At 64.4% G+C, this 17,313-nt stretch carries 14 protein-coding genes; 10 read left to right on the forward strand and 4 right to left on the reverse strand.

What is annotated here, in order from left to right; genetic code table 11:
- Positions 1-8: 8 nt before the first annotated feature.
- From ACH196_RS16370 to ACH196_RS16390, 5 genes are all read left to right on the forward strand, one after another.
- Positions 9-1,556 carry a phytoene desaturase family protein gene (locus tag ACH196_RS16370; RefSeq protein WP_396648091.1) on the forward strand — a complete coding sequence of 516 codons (1,548 nt, stop codon included), beginning with the start codon at positions 9-11 and terminating at the stop codon, positions 1,554-1,556.
- Complete coding sequence (locus ACH196_RS16375; protein WP_396647978.1) at positions 1,556-2,038, forward strand: MarR family winged helix-turn-helix transcriptional regulator; 483 nt, start codon at positions 1,556-1,558, stop codon at positions 2,036-2,038. Before ACH196_RS16370 ends, ACH196_RS16375 begins: the two co-directional genes overlap by 1 nt.
- Before the next feature lie 264 nt (positions 2,039-2,302).
- Positions 2,303-4,456, forward strand: coding sequence for a thiamine pyrophosphate-dependent enzyme (locus ACH196_RS16380; RefSeq protein WP_396647979.1), 2,154 nt, complete (start codon positions 2,303-2,305; stop codon positions 4,454-4,456).
- A complete protein-coding gene (locus tag ACH196_RS16385; protein ID WP_396647980.1) occupies positions 4,449-6,179 on the forward strand; it encodes an indolepyruvate oxidoreductase subunit beta family protein in 1,731 nt (576 codons plus the stop codon). The genes ACH196_RS16380 and ACH196_RS16385 overlap by 8 nt, the downstream gene beginning before the upstream one ends.
- Before the next feature lie 182 nt (positions 6,180-6,361).
- Entirely contained in the window at positions 6,362-6,709 is a 348-nt protein-coding gene (locus ACH196_RS16390; protein ID WP_396647981.1) for an arsenate reductase, read from the forward strand.
- Positions 6,710-6,777: 68 nt separating this feature from the next.
- On the opposite strand, the gene ACH196_RS16395 is transcribed toward ACH196_RS16390, so the two are convergent.
- The gene (locus ACH196_RS16395; protein WP_396647982.1) at positions 6,778-7,920 is read right to left on the reverse strand and encodes a pyridoxal-phosphate-dependent aminotransferase family protein; all 1,143 of its coding nucleotides are present in this window, start codon (positions 7,918-7,920) and stop codon (positions 6,778-6,780) included.
- 327 nt (positions 7,921-8,247) lie between these two features.
- Between ACH196_RS16395 and ACH196_RS16400 the strand changes: the two genes are divergently transcribed.
- Both ACH196_RS16400 and ACH196_RS16405 read left to right on the forward strand, forming a co-directional pair.
- Positions 8,248-8,862, forward strand: coding sequence for an ankyrin repeat domain-containing protein (locus tag ACH196_RS16400; RefSeq protein WP_396647983.1), 615 nt, complete (start codon positions 8,248-8,250; stop codon positions 8,860-8,862).
- A 25-nt stretch (positions 8,863-8,887) separates the two neighbouring features.
- Positions 8,888-9,328, forward strand: coding sequence for a YHS domain-containing (seleno)protein (locus ACH196_RS16405; RefSeq protein ID WP_396647984.1), 441 nt, complete (start codon positions 8,888-8,890; stop codon positions 9,326-9,328).
- 6 nt (positions 9,329-9,334) lie between these two features.
- On the opposite strand, the gene ACH196_RS16410 is transcribed toward ACH196_RS16405, so the two are convergent.
- The 3 genes from ACH196_RS16410 to ACH196_RS16420 all read right to left on the reverse strand — a co-directional run bounded on the left by ACH196_RS16410 (position 9,335) and on the right by ACH196_RS16420 (position 14,356).
- Entirely contained in the window at positions 9,335-11,566 is a 2,232-nt protein-coding gene (locus ACH196_RS16410) for an adenylate/guanylate cyclase domain-containing protein (RefSeq protein WP_396647985.1), read from the reverse strand.
- A gap of 316 nt (positions 11,567-11,882) precedes the next feature.
- On the reverse strand, positions 11,883-13,139 hold the full coding sequence (locus tag ACH196_RS16415; protein ID WP_396647986.1) for an aminopeptidase: 1,257 nt from the start codon (positions 13,137-13,139) through the stop codon (positions 11,883-11,885).
- A 305-nt stretch (positions 13,140-13,444) separates the two neighbouring features.
- Complete coding sequence (locus ACH196_RS16420; RefSeq protein ID WP_396647987.1) at positions 13,445-14,356, reverse strand: LysR substrate-binding domain-containing protein; 912 nt, start codon at positions 14,354-14,356, stop codon at positions 13,445-13,447.
- A gap of 99 nt (positions 14,357-14,455) precedes the next feature.
- Here ACH196_RS16420 and ACH196_RS16425 point away from each other — a divergent pair, with 99 nt between their 5' ends.
- The 3 genes from ACH196_RS16425 (at position 14,456) to sbmA (ending at position 17,310) form a co-directional block, all read left to right on the forward strand.
- Complete coding sequence (locus ACH196_RS16425) at positions 14,456-14,662, forward strand: hypothetical protein (protein WP_396647988.1); 207 nt, start codon at positions 14,456-14,458, stop codon at positions 14,660-14,662.
- Between the two features lie 100 nt (positions 14,663-14,762).
- Positions 14,763-15,929, forward strand: coding sequence for a YbfB/YjiJ family MFS transporter (locus ACH196_RS16430; protein ID WP_396647989.1), 1,167 nt, complete (start codon positions 14,763-14,765; stop codon positions 15,927-15,929).
- Positions 15,930-16,047: 118 nt separating this feature from the next.
- Complete coding sequence (gene sbmA / locus ACH196_RS16435; protein WP_396647990.1) at positions 16,048-17,310, forward strand: peptide antibiotic transporter SbmA; 1,263 nt, start codon at positions 16,048-16,050, stop codon at positions 17,308-17,310.
- Positions 17,311-17,313: the final 3 nt, after the last annotated feature.

Genomic DNA, 17,313 nt, shown 5'->3' on the forward strand with positions numbered 1-17,313 from the left:
ACGATGATGTGATCGGGAGCGGCATCAACGCCCTCGTCTGCGCCGCCATCCTTGGCGGCAAAGGCCGAAAAGTCTTGGTGCTGGAGCGCAACGACCGTATCGGCGGCTGCATCCGCACGGAAGAAATCACCGCGCCGGGTTTTGTCCACGACGTGATGGCGACGACCTTCGTGCTGTTCATCACCGGCCCGGCCTATGCGGCGCTTGGGCCCGACCTTGCCCGCCACGGCCTGAAATTCTGCCATACGGCGATGCCGACCGGCGTGCTGCGGCCGGATGGCAGCCACGCCGTCATCCGCACCGACCGCGCCGCCAACATCGCCGCCCTCAACGCCATCGCACCGGGCGACGGCGACCGGCACGCAAGCGATGTCGGCGGGATCGAGCGCAATGCCGGCCTGCTGTTTTCGCTGCTCGGCGGCAATCTCTGGAGCTATCCGACATTCAAGCTACTGGCGGCAGAGGCATGGCGGCGCGGCCCGCGTGGGCTGGCTGCTTTTCTGGGCGAGGCGCTGGTGCCGGCGCGCGGCTGGCTGGAAAGCGGCTACGAATCCGACCTCACCCGCGCCTTGTGGGCACCCTGGGTGCTGCATGCCGGCCTCGGCCCGGAAGACGCTTTTTCCGGCCAGATCGCCAAGGTGATCGCCTTCGCGCTGGAGGCGGCGGGAGCCTCGATCGTCAAGGGCGGCGGAAAGAACTTGCTGTCGGCCTTCGAAAAGCTCATCCGCGAGCGCGGCGGGGAAATCCGCACGGGCGCCGACGTCGATTCGATCATCCAGAGCAATGGACGCGCCAGCGGCGTGCGGCTGGCCTCGGGTCAGGAGATTTCCGCGACCAACGGCGTCATCTGCTCGGTCACGCCGACGCAGCTTTACGACCGCCTGCTCGGCGGCGCGAAACCCGCCGGCGAACCGGACGCGGTGAAGAATTTTCGCTACGGCAAGGGCAATTTCCAGATCCATTACGCGCTCAACCGCCCCCCAGCCTGGAAGGGCGAAGGGCTGGGACAGGTGGCGCTGCTGCATCTGACGCCCGGCCTCGACGGCGTGTCGAAAGCCTGCAACGAGGCGGCGCGGGGCATGCTCCCTGAAACGCCCACCATATGCGTCGGCCAGCCGCATGCGCTCGATCCGTCGCGCTGCCCGGCCGGCAAGGCGATCCTCTGGCTGCAGCTTCCCGAGGCGCCGCGCCACATCAAGGGCGATGCCGCCGGAAAGCTGGTCGTCGCCGACGGCGGCTGGACCGAACAACTGCGCGAAGCCTTCGCCGACCGCGCCGAGGCGATCCTTGCGAGCCACATCGACGGTTTCAGGGACACCATAATAGCTCGAAAGAGCTATTCTCCGGCCGATCTCGAGGCAATGAACATCAATCTGGTCGGCGGCGACCCCTATGGCGGCTCGTCGACCATCGACCAGGCGTTCCTGTGGCGGCCGTTCAAGGGCACGCGCAACCACGAGACCGACGTGAAGGGCCTCTATCACATCGGCGCCTCAACCCATCCCGGCGCGGGGCTCGGCGGCGGGTCCGGCTTCCTTCTCGGGAGCAAGCTCTGATGGAACAGAAGGTCGCAGAAAAACGCGCGCCTATCTCGACGCTCGGCCAGATCGGGCTGCAGCAGTTCGCACCCTATCTGATGAACCGCATCATGGGCCGCTACAACGCCACGCTGCGCGACGATTTCCGCCGCCAGCACCGCACCATCCCGCAGGTCCGCACGCTGGCCGTGCTGGCCGTGATGGACGGCGTCACGGTCGGCGACCTATCGGTCTATACCGTCATCGAGCAGTCGACGCTGTCGCGCACGCTGGATGCCCTGGAGGCGCACGGCCTAGTGCGGCGCGAGACCGGCGAGACGGACAGCCGCATCCGAAAAGTCTTTCTCACCGATGAAGGCCGCGCCGAGTTCGGCCGCGCTTGGCCGGCCATGTACGCCGCCTTCGAGGCGATGTTCGAGGACATCGGCGAGGACGAATATTCGGCCCTCATCGTGACGCTGCAGAAGATGCTGAAGAATATTCGGAAGCACGAGATTTGACGGTCATGAAAGCGTCTCGCTGGAACACCCCTCATCCGTCGCCTGGTCTCGTCCTTGCTTCGCAAGTCCGAGGGCGACACCTTCTCCCACAAGGGGAGAAGGTGGAGTTTCGCGCCCAGCTCACCGCCAATCGCCAACGCTTGAGATTTGCCGAGGCAAAATGCGCAGCGCTCCCCCTTCTCCCCTTGTGGGAGAAGGTGCCGAGCGCAGCGAGGCGAATGAGGGGTGTTCCAGCGGGACGCGCACATCGCGGAGTACATCCCCATGGCTGAACGGTCCTTCGCAGAGGAAGTCAAGAAACTCCGCCTCGGCGCTGGCGAGGAATTTTCCGGCGAAGGCATTTTGGCCATCACCAAGGCGCTGCTGCAATGCGGCGTGGGTTATGTCGGCGGCTACCAGGGCGCGCCGATCAGCCATCTGATGGACGTGCTGGCCGACGCCCAGGACATTCTGGGCGAACTCGGCGTGCATTTTGAAGCCTCGGCCTCGGAAGCAACCGCCACCGCCATGCTCGCCGCTTCCGTCCACTACCCGATCCGCGGCGCGGCGACCTTCAAGTCGACCGTCGGCACCAACGTCGCCTCCGACGCGCTGGCCAACCTCGCTTCCGGCGGCGTCACCGGCGGCGCGCTGATCATCTGCGGCGAGGATTATGGCGAAGGCTCTTCCATCATGCAGGAGCGCAGCCACGCCTTCGCCATGAAGAGCCAGGTCTGGCTGCTCGATCCCCGGCCCAATTTGCCGTCGATCGTCAAGGCGGTCGAGGACGGTTTCGAGCTCTCGGAAGCCTCCAATACGCCGGTGATGATGGAGGTGCGCATCCGCTGCTGCCACGTCCACGGCCAGTTCATCGCCAAGGACAACAAGCGCCCGGCCATGACCGTCACCGAGGCGCTGTCGTCGCCTCGCCGCGACACCGGCCGTATCGTGCTGCCGCCGGCCTCCTTCCTGCACGAGAAGGAGAAAGTGGAGAAGCGCTGGCCGGCCGCCGTCGATTTCATCCGACGCAACAAGATCAACGAGTTCTTCGGCGCCGAAATCGGCTCGGTCGGCATCGTCATGCAGGGCGGCATGTACAATGCCGTCATCCGCGCCCTGCAGCGCATCGGGCTCGCCGACAATTTCGGCGACACACAAATTCCGCTCTATGTGCTCAACGCGGTCTACCCGCTGGTCGACGACGAGTTCCTGGCCTTCTGTGAAGGCAAGGACGCCGTGCTCGTCGTCGAGGAGGGACAGCCCAACTATATCGAGCAAGCATTCGCCGCCATGCTGCACAAGGCGGGGCGCGACACCAAACTCGTCGGCAAGGAATATCTGCCGATGGCCGGCGAATATACCGGCCAGGTGATGCTCGACGGGCTCGGCGCCTTCCTGCGCGCCGAGGCGCCGCATATGCTGCCCGCCGCGGTGCGCGCGCCCAACAAGACCGGCAACGGCCACGAGATTCCCGACCTGTCGCGCGTCGTCCCGGGCCGCCCGCCGGGTTTTTGCACCGGCTGCCCGGAGCGCCCGATCTTCGCGGCGACCAAACTGGTCGAGAAGGAACTGGGAAAACACCACATCGCCTCCGACATCGGCTGCCATTTGTTCTCGATCATGCCGCCCTTCGAGCTTGGCGCCACCACCATGGGTTACGGCCTCGGCCCGGCTTCGGCGTCGGCCTTCAATTCGCCGGACGCGAAAAAGCGTTCCATCTCCTTCGTCGGCGACGGCGGTTTCTGGCACAACGGGCTTACGTCCTCGATCGGCAACGCGGTGTTCAACCGCAATGACGGCGTCATCGTCGTCGTCGACAATTTTTACTCGGCCGCCACGGGCGGCCAGGACATCCTGTCCTCGCGCGCCAGCAACCGGTCGAAGTCGACAAAACATCCGATCACACAAGCCGTGAAGGGCATGGGCGTGAAGTGGGTGCGCCACATCGATCGCACATACGACGTGTCGAAAATGCGCGCGACCCTGAAGGAGGCGCTGACCACCGAGGAGAAGGGCCCAAAAGTCATCGTCGCGTCGTCCGAATGCATGCTGAACCGCCAGCGCCGCGAGCGGCCGCTGCTCGACAAGGCGATCAAGGGCGGCGAGACGGTGGTGAAGCCGAAATTCGGCGTCGACGAGGACATCTGCACCGGCGACCATGCATGCATGCGGCTCTCCGGCTGCCCGTCGCTGTCGGTGAAATCGCTGGACGATCCGCTGCGCGACGATCCGGTCGCCCATATCGACCAGAGCTGTGTCGGCTGCGGAAATTGCGGCGAGGTGGCGGACGCCGCCGTGCTCTGCCCCTCCTTCTACCGCGCCGACACCGTCCACAATCCGGGCGGCTGGGAGCGTTTCCTTGACCGTTTCCGCCGCAAGGCGATCGGCGTGCTGCAGCGGTTCCGCGAGTCCCGGCGGCTGACCTTCGCCGATGCCTGAGCCAGCCATCATCCTTCCCGAAGGCGCGCATGTCCCGGCAGACGGCGAGATCATAAAACTCGCCATGCTGGCGGTCGGCGGCCAGGGCGGCGGCGTGCTCGCCGACTGGATCGTCGATGCCGCCGAACGCAGCGGCTATCTCGCCCAGTCGACCTCGGTCGCGGGTGTGGCCCAGCGCACCGGCGCGACGATCTATTACATCGAGATGTGCCGTGACACCGGCCGCCGCCCGGTCTTCGCGCTGTCGCCGGCGCAGGGCGACGTCGACATCCTGGTCGCCGCCGAACTGATGGAGGCGGGCCGCGCCATCATGCGCGGCTTCGTCACGCCCGACCGCACCACGCTGATCGCCTCCTCGCACCGCATCGCCGCCGTGTCGGAAAAGATCGAGCCCGGCGACGGCCGCGCCTCCTCTCCAAAAGTGCTGGCTGCCGCCGAGGCTGCATCCAAACGCTTCGTCACCTTCGACATGGAGAGGATCGCCGTCCAGGCCGGCTCGGTCATCTCCGCCAGCCTGCTCGGCGCGCTGGCCGGTTGCGGTGCCCTGCCGTTCCCGCGCGAAAGCTACGAGGCGGCGATCGGCGCCGGCGGGCGCGGCGTGAAGCAAAGCCTCGCCGCGTTTGCGGGTGCTTATGAGCGGGCAGGGGGGACGAATCGATCCGAGGCCGCATCTGCAGAAAAGTCGCCCCCACCCCTAACCCCTCCCCACAAGGGGGAGGGGGATTTGCCGGCCGCTCTGTCGAGCGAGGCCGTTGACGGTGGGAGCGCGGCATCGCCGCCGGATTCCCCTCCCCCTTGTGGGGAGGGGTCAGGGGTGGGGGTAACTGCCGGCTCTGCCGGCAGTCCGCAGAACGGCAGCGCCGAGGCCTCCCGACACACGGTCTCCGGCCCCGCCTCGCAGCTTGCCGGCTGGCAGTCGCTAACCGCACGCATCTCAGCCCTTCCCGAACCCGTCCGCGACATGGCCGCGCGCGGCCTGAAGAAGGTGGTCGACTACCAGGATCTCGCTTATGGCGGCGAATATCTCGACCGGCTCGCCCGCGCCGTCGCGCTGGACGCCCCCGCTCACAACTACACGCTGTCGGTCGCCGCGGCAAAGCACCTCGCCAATGCCATGTGCTACGACGACATGATCCGTGTCGCCGACCTGAAGACCCGCTCGACCCGCGCCGCGCGCGTGCGCCGCGAGGTCGGCGTCAGGGACGAAAACGTGCTGCGCGTCACCGAATATTTCCATCCGCGTATCGAGGAATTCTGCGGCACCATGCCGGCCGGGCTCGGCCGCTATATCGAGGCGCGGCCAAGACTCGCCGCCTGGCTGGACCGCCGCATCAACCGCGGCCGCCATGTGCGCACCGACGGCATGGCCGGCTTCGCCACGCTGTGGATCATCGGCGGCCTGCGCCGCTGGCGCCGAAAACTGCTCCGCCACGCCGTCGAAACTGAACACCTCGATCACTGGTACGCACTCGCCCTCGATCATGTCGCGACCGACTACGCGCTCGCGGTTGAAATCTTAGAATGCCGGCGGCTGATCAAGGGTTATTCCGACACCCACGCCCGCGCCCAGTCGAAGTTCGACCGCGTGCTGTCCGGGCTCGATCTTGTTAAAGGCCGCGCCGACGCCGCCGACTGGATCCGTCGCCTGCGCGAGGCGGCGTTGAAGGACGAGAAGGGCGATTTGCTCGACGGCGCGCTGAAGACGGTGGCGTCGTTGGACTGATTCTTCGCCCCCGCGGAGCGGGCGAGGGGTGGCGAGCCCCTGAGCATGCGAACGGGCGAGACCGAGAGGGGCTTTGCGCTCAGCGCCGCCGCACTTCTTCGGGACAATCGTCCTCCGTGCGCATTTGCGCTTGAAACCCCAGCAGGCGGCGGTAGACCGGGAGCCAACATGGAGGCTTGCCCTTGCCCATCACCATCTACGGCATCAAGACCTGCGACACAATGAAGAAGGCCTGGACCTGGCTTGACGGTCACGGCCAGAAATACCGCTTCCACGACTATCGGGCCGAGGGGCTTGACGAGAAGACCTTGCGCGGCTGGGTGAAAAAGCTCGACTGGGAAAAGCTGCTCAACAAGGCGAGCACCACGTTTCGCGAACTGCCGGACGCAGACAAGGCCGGCCTCGACGAGGCCAGGGCGGTCACCCTGATGCTGAGGCATCCGACCATGATCAAGCGGCCGGTGCTCGACATCGACGGGAAACTCACCGTCGGCTTCAAGCCGGACATCTATGAGCAGGCGGTCGAATAAGGAATCCCGGCGAAGGCCACGAAGCCTTCGCCTTCAAACGCCAGTGAATCCTACGGAAATCGCCGGCTTCAGCCCTTCACCGCCGCGATCGCCTCCGCCAGCCGTTCGACGTTGTCGGCCTGGCAGGTCTCGCCCATCAGGCCGATGCGCCAGATCTTTCCGGCCAGCGGCCCCAGCCCGCCGCCGATCTCTATGCCGAACTCGTCGAGCAGCAGCCGCCGCGCCGGCGCGTCGTCGATGCCTTGCGGTATCCACACCGTGTTGAGCTGCGGCAGCCTGTATGGCTTGTCGACGACGAAGGCAAAACCCAGTTCCTCCAGCCGTTCGGCCAGAAGCTCATGGTTGGCTTCGTGCCGCGCCCAGGCCGCCTCCAGTCCTTCCGACAAAAGCCGCCGCAGGCTCTCGTGCAGGCCGAACAGCGCGTTCACCGGGGCGGTGTGGTGGTAGGAGCGGGCGCCTTCTCCGTCCCAGTAGCCGAGGATCAGGCTGAGATCGAGGAACCAACTCTGCACCGACGTCTTGCGCGCTTTAACCGCTGACACGGCCCGGTCCGAGAAGGTGATGGGCGCCAGGCCAGGCGGCGCCGACAGGCATTTCTGCGTGCCGGAATAAACGACGTCGGCACCCCATTCGTCCACCGAAACCGGAATGCCGCCAAGCCCGGTCACCGTGTCGACCACGCTCATCATACCCGCTTCGCGCGCCAGCCGGCAGAGTGTCGCCGCATCCGAACGCGCGCCGGTCGAGGTTTCGGCATGCACGAACGCCAAAAGTTTCGCGTGCGGCGCCTCGGCCAGCGCCGAGCGTACGTCGTGCGGGTCGGCGGGTCGGCCCCATTCGCCGGCGACGAGCTTCACCTCGGCGCCGGCCCGCCGGGCGATCTCCGCCATGCGCCCGCCGAACACCCCGTTCTGAGCGATGATGGCCGTGTCGCCGGGCTCCAGCAGCGTCACCAGCGCCATCTCCATGGCGAGCGAGGCTGGCGCCGAAAGCGGGAATGTCACGCGGTTGTGGGTGCGGAACACTGCCTTCAGCTGATCCTTGATGCTTTCCATCAGTTCGCCGAAGGCCGGATCGAGATGGCCGATGGTGGCTTGAGCCTGCGCGGCCAGCACGTCGGCCGCGACATTGGACGGCCCCGGACCCATCAGCAGCCGGGCGGGAGGCGCGAACGCGACGGTCGAAAACGCATTTCTCGAAAACGCATTCATGGTTCTGTCCTCCCGCGAGCGCGCCGCCGACGCTGTTCGGTGAGGACATATGGGCCGAAGGATTCCGCTAAGTAAAATTTAAAGATTTTAGCAAGCTGCTAAATTGGATTTATCTGGACATCGCTGGCAGACGCAGAACGCAAGCGCTGTTCGCGTCCTGCATTGGTCGGAGCGCGGCAGGCTCGCCAAGGCCTAATGCGACGGAAGTGCTTGGTTATGACCCTTGCATCACGGGCGCAGCCGTAAACGGAATCCCAGCTCCCCAGGCGCCGGACTCGACCGGAAACGGCACGCATGCTAGCATTGTCCAGCCAAACGGGGAGCGACATGCTCGCTAGACCACTGTCTGCAGTGGCATTTTGGCTCGGATTGACGGCTGCAGCCGCGACTGCCGGGCCGCTTCACGACGCGGCGCGCATCGGAGATGTGGCTGCACTCGAGGCCCTGCTCGACAGCGGTGCTGCTATCGACGAAAAAAGCCCAGCCGGTGAGACGGCACTGGTCGCAGCCTGCTTGGCCAACCGGCCTGAAGCTGTTGCCTTGCTGATCAAACGCGGCGCCGATGTCGTGGCAAGGAACAGCCGCGGCATGACGGCGCTGCATGGCGCATCCTATGCGGGCTGCACGGACTGTGTGCGGCAGTTGCTGGTGGCCGGAGCTTCGCCCAACGACGCCGAGAACCGCTTCAAGGTGACGCCGTTCATCGTCGCCGCCGAAGAAAACCATCCGGACATTCTGGCGATGCTGCTGGCGGCCGGTGCGGATCCGGAAGCAACCGAACGCCACGGTTACACCGCCATGACCCGCGCCGGATTCAAGGCGCGCAAGGAGACGCTTGCCTTCCTGTTGAAACGGGGCGGCCAATGCCAGCCGGCGAAGCTGACGGGTCTCTGGGGCGGGGAGTGCCTGAAGCTGGCGGCCGAAACCGCACGCGTGCCTTAGATCTGCAAACGAAAGGATGAGCGACATGAAACATCTCGGATTGACTTGTCTCTGCATCGCTGCCGCCTGGACCGTGCCGGCTGCGGCCGGCGAGGTCAACACCGGCTACTTCGGCAGTGTCGCCATCGAGGGCTACGACCCTGTCGCCTATTTCACCGAAAAACGGGCGGTGAAGGGCTCGGAGAAGTTTCAATCGGAATGGCTCGGGGCCACCTGGCAATTTTCCAGCGACAAAAACCGCAAGCTGTTCGATGCCAGCCCGATAGACTACGCACCGCAGTATGGCGGCTTGTGCAGCGAGGGCGTCGCCTACAACGAGGTGACCGTCAACATCGAACCCGAGGTCTGGCAGATCATCGACGGCAAGCTCTATCTTTCCGCCGGTGCGGGCTTCGAGGACCTCGCCGCCAATCGGCCCAAAGCCGAGGCCAACTGGCCGACGGTGCATGCCGAGCTGGTGAAGTAGAAAGCGCTATTTGACCGAGAAAAAGCGGAGCGTGTCGGGCAGGACCAGAGCGTAGTCCAGGCCGCCGCTCTTGTCGGCATAGACCGCGCCGCATTGCCAGTGACCGCGGAAGCTCGCCTCGAATTGCAGGCAGAGCTGGTCGTTCTCGATTCGCGCCAGCCCTGTTAGAAACGTGTTGGCGCCGCGATAGGCGGCCCGGAAGTCCTTGGTGACCTGCAGAAAGAACGGCACGGCGTCGGCGCGTTTGAACGTGGTGATCCCCTGCCAGCCACGCCCAACGATGAGAGTGGCCAAGGCCTCGCCGCGAAGGCGAGCTTGCTCGTTCCCCCGATAGCCGAGCGGCCATTCGGGAATGCCGGCCTCAGCGAGCAAGGTGAGGTGGCGGGCGAGATCGGATGGATTGCGGAACAAGCCGGTATAGAGATTGCGATAGGCGGCGAGGTTGGCGAACGGAAAATCGGTCAGGAAGGCCGCGAGCTTTCGCGCCTCGTCGGTTCGGCCGAGTGCAGCATAGCAGGCGGCCAGATATTCCCGCGTGTTTTCCGCGGCCGGCCAGGCGGCCACCACGGTTTCGAGTTCGGTCCGCGCTTGCTCGTATTTCCCGGTTAGCGTGTGCACCATCCCCGTAAGCTGGAGAAAGCCGGGTGGCGGTTTCGGATTCAAGCGCATGGCCTGGGCAATGGCGGTCGCCGCTTCGTCCGGTTCGCCGGAATAGGCCAGCACCAGGGCGAGGTTTGCCTTGGCCTCGGCATCGCCAGGATTGAGTGCAGCCGCGCGTCGCACCGAAGCAATGGCGTCGTCGTGGCGGCCTTCGGCTAACTGAAAGACGGCGAGGGCCGCGAAGGCGCGGGCATTGTCGGGATCGAGTTCCAGCGCCCTGCCGGCGGCCTCGTAGGCGCGCTTCCTTGCCACCGTCGCGGTTAGAACCAGGTCCGCCACGTTCAGCCAGACCTGGGCCGAAGTCCGCGCATAGCCGGCATAGGCATCGGCGAAGGAGGGATCGAGCGCGATCGCCTTGTCATAGGCGGCAAGGGCCCGCGCTTGCGTTGTGGCATCGACGACATAGTAGCTTTGCGCTTCGGCGCGCAGGAACCAATCGTAGGCCTCCAGGTTGCTGGTCGGAATGCGCGTCAGCCCGGCCGCTTCCGCCGACGTGAGCTGCACCGCAAGCGCTCCCACGATCTCCTTGATCACCTCATCCTGCACGGCGAAGATGTCCTCGAGACGCCGATCGAACTGCTTGGCCCAGATTTGCCGGGCGGTGTCGGCTTCCACCAGGTTGGCGCTGATGCGCAAGCGGTCCTGGGACTTTCGCACGCTGCCTTCGAGAACGTAGCGGACGCCAAGCTCGCGGGCGACCGTCTGTGGGCTGACAGTCTTCCCTTTGTAGGGCAGGACCGAGCCGCGGGCGATGACGAACAAGCCCGACAGGCCGGTGAGCTGGGTGATGAGCCCGTCGCTCAAGCCGTCGGCGAAGTAGTCCTGCTCGGAATCGCCGCTGGCATTGGCAAAGGGCAGGACCGCGATCGAATGCTTGCCGGCGCCGGCCGGATCGGTGGTGGCATCCGGCCGCGGCGCGTCGGTCGGCCAGAAGGCTACAGCGGCCAACCCGACGACGGCGAGCAGTGCCGCGGCGATCGCCGCTAGGGCGAGCTTCGCTCTGCGGGCTGGGGCGGCCAGAGTTTCAGCAGTCTCACCATCGTGCGCCACCCGGAAGGCGCGCACCGGCCGCGCGATGTTCTTGACCTCGATTTCACCCATATCGACGAACTTGACGGGCAAGCGATCGCGCACCTCGTTGCGCACCGAGCGATGCACGCAGATGCCGCCGGGTTCCGCCAGCGTCTGCAGGCGCGCGGCCACGTTGACGCCATCGCCGAACACATCGCCACGATCGGCGATGACATCGCCCAGGTGCACGCCAATGCGGAAAGCGAGCTTGCGCGCGCCGGGGCTGGCGGCTGCGCGCGCCGCCATGTCGGCTTGAATGTCGAGCGCGCAGCGCATCGCCTCCACCACGCTGGGGAATTCGGCGAGGAAGCCATCGCCCATGCGCTTGAAGATGCGGCCCTGGTGCTGCGCCGTCTGGGGAGTCAGAACCTCCTCGTCCACGGCCCTGAGATCGCGCAGGGTTCCTTCCTCGTCCTCTCCCATCAGCCGCGAATAACCGGCGATGTCGGCGGCCAGGATCGCGGCGAGCCGCCGTTCCAGTTTGCCTTCGCCCGTTGCGATGGACATTCGAGAGTTTCCGCCGATTTCGCTACTCTTGCGGCGAGCGCTGCGTCATTCCGGCGAAAATTACCATGACAAGCCCATTCAAAGCCATCTCCATCCCAGCAGTCTCGAATGAGTTCCGTTGGTGGCGCGACCTCCAGAGAGGTCGACGGCAATGTCGGCTGTCAGGCAGTGGAACAGTTCATCTCCACGCGAACGTGGCACAAAGCGGACCAAAATGTGTAAAAAATACAGCACCTCGGCCAAGGCACAGCGACATGCCTTGGTCTGGTTATCCTGCGACGAAGTACTCTCTCTCTCTCTCTCTCTCTCTCTCTCTCTACGCCCATTCCCCTTTGCGCATTACCGGCACCCTCGACCCGTCGGCGCGCACACCGTCTATGTCGATCTCATCCGACCCGATCATCCAGTCGATATGGATAAAACTCTTGTTGCCGCCCTGCGCCGCGATCTGTTCCGGCGTGATTGTGTCGCCGCCCAGAAAACATTTCGAATAGCACTGGCCGAGCGCGATGTGGCTGGCGGCGTTTTCGTCGAACAGCGTGTTGTAGAACAGGAGCCCGCTTTTCGAGATCGGCGAGGAATGCGGCACCAGCGCCACTTCGCCCAGCCTGCGCGCTCCCTCGTCGGTGTCCAGCACCTTGTTCAGCACTTCCTCGCCGCGCGTCGCCCTGGCCTCGACGATTTTTCCCTTTTCGAACCGCACCTCGATGTTGTCGATCAGCGTGCCCTGATGCGACAGTGGTTTCGTGCTGCGCACATACCCTTCGACGCGCTGTGCATGCGGCGTGGTGAACACTTCTTCCGTCGGGATGTTCGGGTTGCAGGTGATGCCGTTCTTGGCGGTTGAGGCGCCACCGTGCCATTCGTGGCCGTCGGCCAGGCCCACCGTCAGGTCCGTGCCCGGGCCGGTATAGTGCAAGGCGCTGAAACGCTCGCCGTTCAGCCATTTGCTCCGCTTGGCGAGCGCGGCATTATGCTCGCGCCACGCCGCGACCGGATCGTCGCGGTCGACGCGTGAGGCGGCGAAGATCGCGTCGGCCAGTTTCGCTACCGCGATATCCTCGCTGTCGCCGGCAAACATCAGCTTCGCCCAGGAAGCGGTCGGATAGGAGATGATGTTCCAGTTGATGTCGAAGCCCGCGATCTTTTCCAGCGCCGGCTGGTAGGCGATCGAGTTGGCCTTGTTAGCACGCGCCACTTTGGCCGGGTCCTCGCCGGACAGCAGCATGGGATTGTCGCCGACGATGGCCAGCCGTGCGGCATTGCTGTCGAAGGCTTTTGCAATACCCTCGTAGAGCCAGCCCGGCGCTCGGTCGAAACTTTCGTCCGGCCCATTGCGGTAGCGGGCGAGCGTGATCTCCTCGTCCGAAAAGATCGGTGTTACCAGTCCCGCGCCCGCCTTGTAGGCATGCGCCACGATCTTTCGCACCAGCGGCAGCGCGGCGACGGGTGCCGTCATCACCAGGTCCTGCCCAGGCTGTAGCCTGAGCCCGACCTTCACCGCCACCTCGGCCAGCCGGTCGAGTTTTGTCGGATCGATCGAGGCGGAAAGTGTGCCGGGGTGGGAGGTCATGGACGATACCTTCTTTGAGATTTGACTGGTGGCATAGATAGGCCGGTCGACTCCATCGCGCCACTTCAAAGCGGCGATGTTGTGTCGCCGTCTTGGCGTCCGAGCGGAGCTTGACATCCGGTCCGGTCCGTGAGGCTTGCGCGGATGACTTCGTCAGGCTGTGGCGTCGAAAAGCGCCCAGATGTCCGGTCTGTCAGGAGTCCATGTCCGGCTTGTCACGCGAATTGGCGCCGTTCACGGCGCCAAGCCGTTGATAACGCTTATCATTCGAGACATGACATACGCCGCGACGTAGTGCGCTGCCATCACTGTGCGCAGACCAGCGGCCCGAACTGCTGGATGGTTTGACCGATCTCGCCGCGTATCCACGCCTTGAATTGATTGATTTTTTTCGGCTCACGCTCGGCAGCCGAAGTCACCATCCAGTAGCCAAGGCCGCTTGTCGCCCGGACCCCGAATGGCGCCACCAGCCTTCCATCGGCCATGGCGTCGGCGGCAAGCAACTGCCACGCCAGCGTCACGCCATGGCCGGCGATCGCCGAATCGAGGCAAAGCATCGGATCTGTGAAGCGAGCGCCCTGCTGCATCCGCACGGGTTCGATGCCAGCCGCGCTAAACCACTGATTCCATGAAAACATCGAACTCTCGTCGATGATCTCCCAGGTCTTCGCCAGGTCCGCCGGCGTCTTCAGTGTCTCGGCGATCGACGGCGCGCAGACCGGAAAAATCTCCTGTGCGATCAGCAATTCGGCGCGCACCTTCGGCCATGTCCCGTCGCCCATCCGGATCGCGATATCGATATCCGAATGGTCCAGATCGGCCAGTTTGGTCGAGGCGTCGATACGCAGGAAGACCTCGGGATAGAGCGTGAAGTGTTTGGAAAGTCTCGGCAAAAGCCATTTTGACGCAAACGCAGGCGCAACCGAGACGGCCAGCACGCAGACTTTCGCACGCTCGGCCATGGCGACCGCGCCCTCGAGTTCACGGAACCCTGAAGATAGTCGCGCGGTGAAATCCCGGCCGAATCCGGTTGCCTGGAGACCCGAAGACGTCCGGTCGAAGACCACCTGACCGATCTGCGCCTCGGTCCGCCCGACCTGCTGACTGACGGCGCTCGGCGACACGCCGAGTTCTTCCGCCGCCTTCTGCAGCGAGCCGAGGCGCGCCACCGCCTCCACCGCGCGCAAGCCGTTGAGATGCACCGAATTGAGTTTCATCGGTTTAGGTTTTCTAATCTTGGGCCAATGGCTTTCTTGATTGAAAGGACCATGGATCGGCTCAAAATACCAGCCTGCAACACGCATTGGAGAACAAAGATGAAGTTTATCTCAATCCTTAAAACCCTCGGGCGGGAAGTGTTCGAGCCGGCCGACGCCCCTTCCGAAAACCAGACCTGGTGGCGCGATCCGCTTTCGCACCCGGCGCTCGCGGCCATGTCGCCGCGCGAACTCGCCGACCTGCCGTTCAACCGATGCTACCGGCTGCCGACGGAGCCGTTCAAGGGGCTCGCCCGCCTGCATTGACGTGCCCGCGAGCCAGCGGCCTGAAACCCACTGAAAGTTCGAAGGGCTGGACCAATCGAAGCGGATTGTGTTGCAATGCAACAAATCTAAGGTTGGGGCGATGCTCGCCTCTTCCGCTTCTCCACTCCGTTACGCTCTTGGCGGCATGGCCGCCTTGGCGGTCGCCATGGGCATCGGCCGCTTTGTCTACACGCCGATTCTGCCAGGGATGATGGAGCAACTCGGCCTGTCCGCCACTCAGTCCGGGCTGGTCGCCTCGGCCAATTATCTCGGTTATCTCGTTGGCGCCATCGCCACAGCCGGAGCCTGGGCGCAAGGCCGCGAGCGGCTGCTCGCCTTGTGCTGGCTTGCGGCCAGCGCGGCGCTCTGCGCCCTCATGGCGGCAACCGACAGCTTTCCGCTGTTCCTTGCCATCCGGTTCCTTGGCGGCGTGGCCAGTGCATTCGTCCTGGTTTTCGCGTCGAGCATCGTCTTCAGCCAGCTATCCGCGACCGGCCGCGGCGATCTCCAGGCGGTGCATTTCGGCGGCGTCGGCATGGGCATCGCCGCATCGTCGGCGATGATGGCCGTGCTGATCTCGACGGATGCCGGCTGGCGCGCCGGCTGGATCGGGGCGGCGATACTCTCGGTCCTCGGTTTCGCGATTGCAATGCGCCTGATCGATCGCGGCCCGATCGTGACGGGCGCGTCGGCTGCCGAGCCATCCCTGCCACGCGACAGGCCGTTGGTCCTGATGATCCTCGCCTACGGCCTGTTCGGCTTCGGCTACATCATCACCGCAACCTTCCTGATCGCCATAGTCCGCGCCGGCGGATCGAGCCGGCTGTTCGAGACCATGGTGTGGCTGGCAACCGGTCTTGCCGCCCTGCCGTCCGTATTCCTGTGGAACGTAGTGGCGCGGCGCGGCGGCGTGGTCGTGGCGTTCGGAATCGGCTGTGCGGTCGAGGCGGTGGGCGTAGCGGCGAGCGTTTCGCTCGGCGGACAATTCGGTCCGCTGCTTGGCGGCGTTCTGCTCGGCGGAACTTTTGTCGGCCTGACGGCGCTCGGCCTCCAGGCCGGTCGGCAGCTTGCGCCGCACTCGCCGCGCCTGGTCATGGCGCTGATGACCGCGGCCTTCGGTACCGGCCAGATTCTTGGGCCTATCGCCGCTGGCTTTGCCGCGGAATGGACGGGCGACTTCGTTGTCGCGTCCGTCGGCGCTGCGCTCGTGCTGATCGTGGCCGGCGCGGTGGCGCTGATCTCCCGCGCCGCGCCAAAATCGCCATGATTTGACGGTTCCTGCCCGGCGACGGCAGGCAGCGCGCATTTCCTTTAGCGGCGAAGTGTGACTTCATGCCGGTGTGATCCAACCGCGCATTCGCGCCTCCGGCAAGGAAATTGCTGACGTGTTCGTATCCTTCTTCCCTAAGCCGAAGCTCTTCTTCATCTCGGCCGCCGTATGGAGCCTGGTTGGGATTCTGTTCTGGTTCTTTGGAGGGGCGCAGCTCGGCGCTGCCTTCGGTCTGCCTCCGGCGCCCGCCGATGCGCCTCCAATTTTGGGCGTCCCGGTGTTTTGGTCAGGCCCCTTCATCTGGTTCTACATCTATTTCGCGGTATTCCTGGCAGCTTTTTATCTGTTCTGGCGGCTCTTTGCACCGCACCCATGGCAGAACTGGTCGATTCTTGGGTCAGCGATGATCCTTTTCTCGACTTATATTTCAGTTGAACTCTACGTCGCGCTGAACAACTGGCGCAGGCCGTTCTTTGACCTATTCCAGAAAGCGCTGACGCCGCCCGCCTCGGTGTCGGCGGACGAACTCTATAGCCTGTTTTGGATTTATGCCTGGATTGGAATGGCGAACATCATGTTGTTCGTGCTGACGCGCTTTTATGTGAGCCATTACATTTTCCGTTGGCGCACCGCCATGAACGACTACTACATGGCGAACTGGTCGCGGCTTCGCCATATCGAAGGCGCGTCGCAGCGCGTTCAGGAAGACACCATGCGCTTCTCCACGACCATGGAAGGCCTAGGCGTGGCGTTCGCTGATTCCATCCTGACCCTGATCGCGTTCTTGCCCCTGCTGGCGCAATTGTCGACCTACATCACCGAACTTCCGTTCTTCGGGCCGGTTCCTTACTCCCTCGTGGTTGCCGCGGTTGTCTGGTCGCTGTTTGGCACGGTGCTATTGGCTGTGGTCGGCATCAAGCTACCGGGTCTGGAATTCAGGAACCAGCGTGTCGAGGCCGCCTACCGAAAGGAGCTTGTCTACGGCGAGGATCACGAAGATCGTGCCCAGCCGCCGACAGTCACCGAGCTTTTCGCTAATGTGCGCAAGAACTACTTCAGGCTGTATTTTCACTACGCCTATTTCAACGTGTTCCGTTCAGGTTTCGGTCAGGCGGACGCGATCTTCGCAAGTCTTATCCTGATCCCGACCATTGCCGCGGGAAAAATAACGCTTGGCATCTGGCAGCAAATCGCTACCGCCTTCAGTCAGGTCAGTTCTTCGTTCCAGTATCTGGTCAACTCATGGCCGACGATTGTCGAGTTGCTGTCGATCTACAAGCGCCTTCGCGCTTTCGAGGCGACACTGGATGGGCAGCCGCTGCCAGACATCGACCGGCGCTATGTCGAACGCCAGGAGCTTGCCTCGGACCACGCCTGAGCT

The organism is Mesorhizobium sp. IMUNJ 23232 (genome assembly GCF_044326205.1).
In the GTDB taxonomy this organism is placed as follows: domain Bacteria; phylum Pseudomonadota; class Alphaproteobacteria; order Rhizobiales; family Rhizobiaceae; genus Kumtagia.